Annotated in this window: 6 protein-coding genes; 4 read left to right on the top strand and 2 right to left on the bottom strand. The window is 55.0% G+C overall.

Translation table 11 applies throughout. The features are described from left to right. Positions 1 to 677: S-layer homology domain-containing protein (locus EJQ19_RS31460; RefSeq protein ID WP_164716871.1), on the bottom strand; the 677-nt coding region annotated here is incomplete at its 3' end. Positions 678 to 851: 174 nt separating this feature from the next. Between EJQ19_RS31460 and EJQ19_RS31455 the strand changes: the two genes are divergently transcribed. The 3 genes from EJQ19_RS31455 to EJQ19_RS31445 are packed head-to-tail and all read left to right on the top strand — an operon-like array spanning position 852 to position 3,536. Then, entirely contained in the window at positions 852 to 1,901 is a 1,050-nt protein-coding gene (locus EJQ19_RS31455; protein ID WP_126145150.1) for an ABC transporter ATP-binding protein, read from the top strand. Then, on the top strand, positions 1,898 to 2,710 hold the full coding sequence (locus EJQ19_RS31450) for an ABC transporter permease (RefSeq protein ID WP_126145149.1): 813 nt from the start codon (positions 1,898 to 1,900) through the stop codon (positions 2,708 to 2,710). The genes EJQ19_RS31455 and EJQ19_RS31450 overlap by 4 nt, the downstream gene beginning before the upstream one ends. A gap of 4 nt (positions 2,711 to 2,714) precedes the next feature. Then, a complete protein-coding gene (locus EJQ19_RS31445) occupies positions 2,715 to 3,536 on the top strand; it encodes an ABC transporter permease (protein ID WP_126145148.1) in 822 nt (273 codons plus the stop codon). Here the strand turns inward: EJQ19_RS31445 and EJQ19_RS31440 are convergent. Further along, positions 3,501 to 3,791 carry a hypothetical protein gene (locus EJQ19_RS31440; RefSeq protein WP_126145147.1) on the bottom strand — a complete coding sequence of 97 codons (291 nt, stop codon included), beginning with the start codon at positions 3,789 to 3,791 and terminating at the stop codon, positions 3,501 to 3,503. The two genes, EJQ19_RS31445 and EJQ19_RS31440, sit on opposite strands and share 36 nt — an antisense overlap. Positions 3,792 to 3,962: 171 nt before the next feature. On the opposite strand from EJQ19_RS31440, the gene EJQ19_RS31435 reads away from it, so the two are divergent. Then, on the top strand, positions 3,963 to 4,795 hold an 833-nt coding region (locus EJQ19_RS31435; protein WP_241243173.1), incomplete at its 3' end, for an IclR family transcriptional regulator.

Below are 4,795 nucleotides of genomic sequence, written 5' to 3'. Positions count from 1 at the left end.
GTGACGAGCTGCTTCGGTCGGAACGTGTTGTCTTCGAAGCCGTCGATGAGGCCTTGATCGACTGCGACCTTGACATAGCCGACGGAGCCGGCAGGAATTGAACCGCTGTCCGCAAACGGCAGCTTGGCGTTCATTTGCGCTTCCGCCTGATTTTGCAGCTTGAGCGCTTTAACCAGCAGCGTCGTCGCCCACAGGCGGTCGGCCGGCTGGTTCGGATTGACATACGACTCCGTCTCGCCAAACAGATCATTTTCCAGCGCGACGGCCACATAACCGACAGCCCAAGCCGGAACCTTCGCGGCGTCCAGGAAGTTCAGCTTCGTCGCCATCGCTTTAGCGGATTCCGCCTCGTCGCGAAGACCCATCACCCGCACAGCGGCGGCAATCGCCTCCATGCGCGTCACGGTCGCCTGCGGCTTAAAGGTGCCGTCATCGTACCCTTCGAAGACGCGGCGGCTCGCCAGATCGATAATATATCGGAGCGCCCATTCGTACTCTTTGCCTTGTGTGTCTTTGAAATGAAGCTTTAAAGGATAATTGCGCGTTTTGCTGCGGTTGTCGTGATCATCATGGTCCCGGCCGCCCCCGCTGGCAAAAGCCGTTGTGCCAGCCCCCATCATCATCGTGAAGGCGATCGTGCCGACGAGCAGTTTTCTCATACGCGATGGCTTCTTCATGTTTTTCTCTCCTTACCAAATTATGAATGGCGTAAAACATAAGATGAGGCAACTATATATAACATTCGTGAATTGGAAAATTTTCGGAGGGTCGCACCGTAAAAAAAGCAATACATCATTTTGCGTTCTTGCTATAATTAACTTTCAAATGCGTATTCTGAGAGGAGGTGCCTTATGCCGATTATCGATGTCCAGCATTTACGCAAAACGTTTGTTACCTCCGTTCGCAAAGAGGGGCGATTGGGCACGCTTCGCAGCTTGATTCGGCCGGAGCGGCGGGAAATGGTGGCCGTGGAGGACATTTCCTTTTCTATTGAGCAAGGCGAGAGCGTTGCTTATCTGGGCCCGAACGGTGCCGGTAAGTCGACGACGATTAAAATGCTGACCGGCATCCTGGAGCCGAGCGAAGGCCGCATTGAGGTTGCCGGCCGAGTCCCGCATTTGAACAGGAAGCTGAGCGCTTATCAAATCGGTGTCGTATTTGGACAACGGAGCCAGCTGCTTTTTGATTTACCTGTGAACGATTCCTACGAGCTGTTTCGCTATATGTACAGCATTCCTTGGGATCGGTACCGGGCAAATTTAAAAGCGTTTGCCGAAGTGCTGGAAGTAGAGCATTTACTGAAACGAACGGTGAGAACGCTCTCACTGGGGCAGCGCATGCGCTGTGAGATTCTGGCCTCGCTTTTGCATGAGCCGGATATTCTGTTCCTGGATGAACCGACGATTGGGCTCGATGTCGTCGCCAAAGAACGCATTCGCGCCTTCATCGAGCAAATCAACCGCGAAAAAGGCATTACGCTGCTGCTGACGACGCATGATATGCAGGATATTGAGCGGCTTTGTCAACGCACGATGATTATTGACAAAGGACAGCTAATTTACGACGGCTCCTTGCAGCGCATCCGAGAGCATTACGCGACGGAACGGCAAATTCGCGTGACGTACGAGGAGCCCTGGCTGGCTGAAGCTGCAGCGCTCCTTTTCTCAGATCAACAGGTTAAGGCGCGCGTTGAGGAGCGTATGCTGACGCTTTCCTATGATCAGCATGCGGCGGATACGTCCGATCTGCTTCAAACGCTGATCACGCACACGAAACCGCGCGATCTCACGATGCAGGATGAGAACATCGATGCGCTCATCTCGCGAATTTATCGGGAAGGGCTTACGCATGGCGAGCCGCCGAGCCGCCCGGAAGCGCAGCTGGAAGGTGCCGTCCGATGAGGGATGCGTGGAGACGGATCGGCGGGATGTCCCGCATCGCAGTGCGTCAGCGAATGCAGTTCCGATTTGATTTTATGATGACGCTCATCTCGACGCTGTTGTTCTGTGTCCTATATTTTATGCTTTGGAAAGCGATCTACGCCTTTTCCGTCGAGCAAGTGCTGCCGTGGGAGCAGCTGATCACCTACGTCATGGTGGGTCAGACGATTAACTTCGCCAGATGGTCTCCTGCGGAGAGGGCGCCGACCTATGAGATGGCGATGCGCGTGCGTACGGGTGATATTGCGCTGGATTTGATACGTCCGGTTGATTTTCAGGTACAGCGGTTCGTTGAAGCGGCGAGCTTCTTTGTAGTAGAAATGCTGTGGGTGAATGTGCCGGCACTGCTGCTGCTTATTTTCGTGCTGGGCATCCAGCCGCCGCCGAGCGTTGCTGCAGGGCTGGGGTTCGTTGTTTCGCTTGCCATAGGGTTTCTCGTCGCGTTCAGCATGAATTCGATCATCATGATGATCTCGTTCGTTACGACGAATACGTTCGGGGTGCAGATCGCGAAGCGGGCCATCGTGGATATTTTTGCTGGGACGCTCATTCCCTTCGATTATTTTCCGCATGCGATGCAGATGATCTTGCAAGTGCTGCCGTTTCAAGCGCTGGCCTACATCCCGCTGTCGATTTATACCGGTCGGCTGTCTGGCTCCGCGATGGGCATGGCGCTTGTCGAGCAGCTCGTATGGGCACTGGTGATGATTGGCATCAGCCGGCTGCTGTGGATGAAGGCGGCCAGACGGCTGGCGATTAACGGGGGGTGAACGGATGAAGGCGCCAAAGCGAAACGCCGTGCAGCAGGCAGGCTTTTTACTCGGCATGTACGGGCAATTTTTAAAAATATATTTGAAAACGCTCGTGGAGTACCGCGCAGATACTTTAATCGCCATTGTGGCAGGCATCATTGCGCAGGGAAGTACCTTGGCCTTTTTAACCGTCATTTTCTCCAGGATTCCGGCGCTGGCGGGGTGGGATTTCTATGAGCTCGTCTTTTTGTTCGGCTTGGCGGCCGCGGGTAGAGCGCTGAATCAGACGTTTTTGAATGCGCCTTTTCTCATCACAGGCTATATTCGCTACGGCAAGCTGGATATGATGATGGTGCGGCCGGTCGGGGTGCTGTTCCAGTCCATCGGGTATGGACAGGAGCTGAATGGGGTAGGGCAGCTGTGCACGGGGCTCGTCATTATGGTGTACTCGGCGCTGAAGCTGGACATGACGTGGTCGTATGGGCAAGTCGGGTTTGCCATATTGGCTCTGCTGTGCAGCGCGCTGATTCAATTTGCCATTTTGCTTACGATCAGTGTGCTGACGTTCTGGGTGCATGAAGTCCGATCGCTGATTTTTCCCGTAACGTGGCTGTACGATTTTGCGCGGTATCCGCTGCAAATTTTTCATCCGGTACTGCGCGGGCTGCTGACTTATGTGTTTCCCTATGCGATCGGGAGCTTTTACCCTGCCGCCTATTTGCTGCACCATGAGCGTTACGAATGGGCGCTGTGGGGCGTGCCGCTTGTAACGCTCGCAGTACTGGGGGTTGCTTTATGGATTTGGTCGCTAGGCTTGCGAAGATACGCCGGGGTTGCCGGCTAGCGCAGAAGGTTGGCTGCAATCGACATACATCGGATAGACCGCTGCCGGGGCGGATGGAACAGGGGGAGCCGTAACGGGCTGCTCCTTTTTAGGCTGCGCAGCGCGCTGATCCCGCTGGACAGCCGGCTGCTGCATGGCGCGCAGATAGGCGGATTGTACGACGCTTTTGTTGCGTTTGAAGATGTCGAGACACATCGACAGCATAATTCCTAACACAAAAACGGCAATCATGACGATTTCAATATTTTGGATCATGCGCAGCCCTCCTATGAATCTTTTTTCATAGCGTAACGGATTTGCTAGAAAAAGTCGGTCGAAATGCGATGTCGTTTTGTAAGAGATTTTCCCATGCGAATGCCTCGTAATTGAAAATGATTATCAATGTAAAATTCGCAACCTGGAAGACATACGCGAGGCAACTGCGAATTGGCCACCTTTCCAACGATGCTGTCAGCCGCTTTTCATGCGAAGAAGGATTGTGTTATCATCACGGTAAGACAAGTTGGGATAGAAGTGGTGAACGCAGTCATGGATAAAAAATATTGGGTACCGGCGCTCGAACGCGCGCAGGAAGTGCTGAAGCTGCTTGCGGAGCAGCCCTCGAAGCTCAAGTTGACGGATTTGAGCACGGCGACGCACATCAATAAAAGCACAATGTTTTCTCTCCTGCACACGATGGAAGCACTGAATTGGGTCGTCAAAGAAAAAGGAGACACGTACGCGCTCGGCGCCATGTTTGGCTTGCTGGGCAATGCATATTTTACGGGCATGAGCCTTGTGAAGGTGTTCACCGAGAAGGCTGAGCCTTACGTGGCGCGGATCGGGGAAACGCTGCAGTTGGCAAAGCTGGAGGAGGGGGACATCGTCTATTTGGCGAAAAAGGAAGCCAGTCTCCACGTCCGCCTGATCTCGGAGCCCGGCATGCGCCTGCCGGCGTATGCTACGGCGATGGGCAAAATGCTGCTCGCGCAGCTGCCGGACGACCGCGTGCAGGCGCTGTACGCCGGAGGCGCGTTCGAGGCGTTCACGCCGCATACCGTGCGCAGCTGCGACGAGCTGCTCGCGCAGCTGCATGAGGTGCGGCGCACCGGCCTCGCGATCGACCGCGAGGAGATCGTGCAGGGCTTCTGCTGCGTAGCGGCGCCCGTTCGGGGGCGTGGCGGCGAGGTCAGCGCCGCCGTGAGCACGACCATGCCCATGCATCAATGGGCCGTGAAGCAAGGACTGGCGGCGGAGGCGATCCGCCAGTTTGCATTGGA

The sequence above is a fragment of the Paenibacillus whitsoniae genome (genome assembly GCF_003955665.1).
Classification (GTDB): Bacteria; Bacillota; Bacilli; order Paenibacillales; family NBRC-103111; genus Paenibacillus_E; species Paenibacillus_E whitsoniae.
The sequence above is the reverse complement of the archived record's forward strand: the minus strand, read 5'-3'. Positions and strand labels throughout refer to the sequence as shown.

What these genes read in the sequence shown, in the direction of transcription:
- EJQ19_RS31455 (WP_126145150.1), top strand. Translation starts at nt 852, where the DNA reads ATGCCGATTATCGATGTCCAGCATTTACGCAAAACGTTTGTTACCTCC.
- EJQ19_RS31450 (WP_126145149.1), top strand. Translation starts at nt 1,898, where the DNA reads ATGAGGGATGCGTGGAGACGGATCGGCGGGATGTCCCGCATCGCAGTG.
- EJQ19_RS31445 (WP_126145148.1), top strand. Translation starts at nt 2,715, where the DNA reads ATGAAGGCGCCAAAGCGAAACGCCGTGCAGCAGGCAGGCTTTTTACTC.
- EJQ19_RS31440 (WP_126145147.1), bottom strand. Translation starts at nt 3,791, where the DNA reads ATGATCCAAAATATTGAAATCGTCATGATTGCCGTTTTTGTGTTAGGA.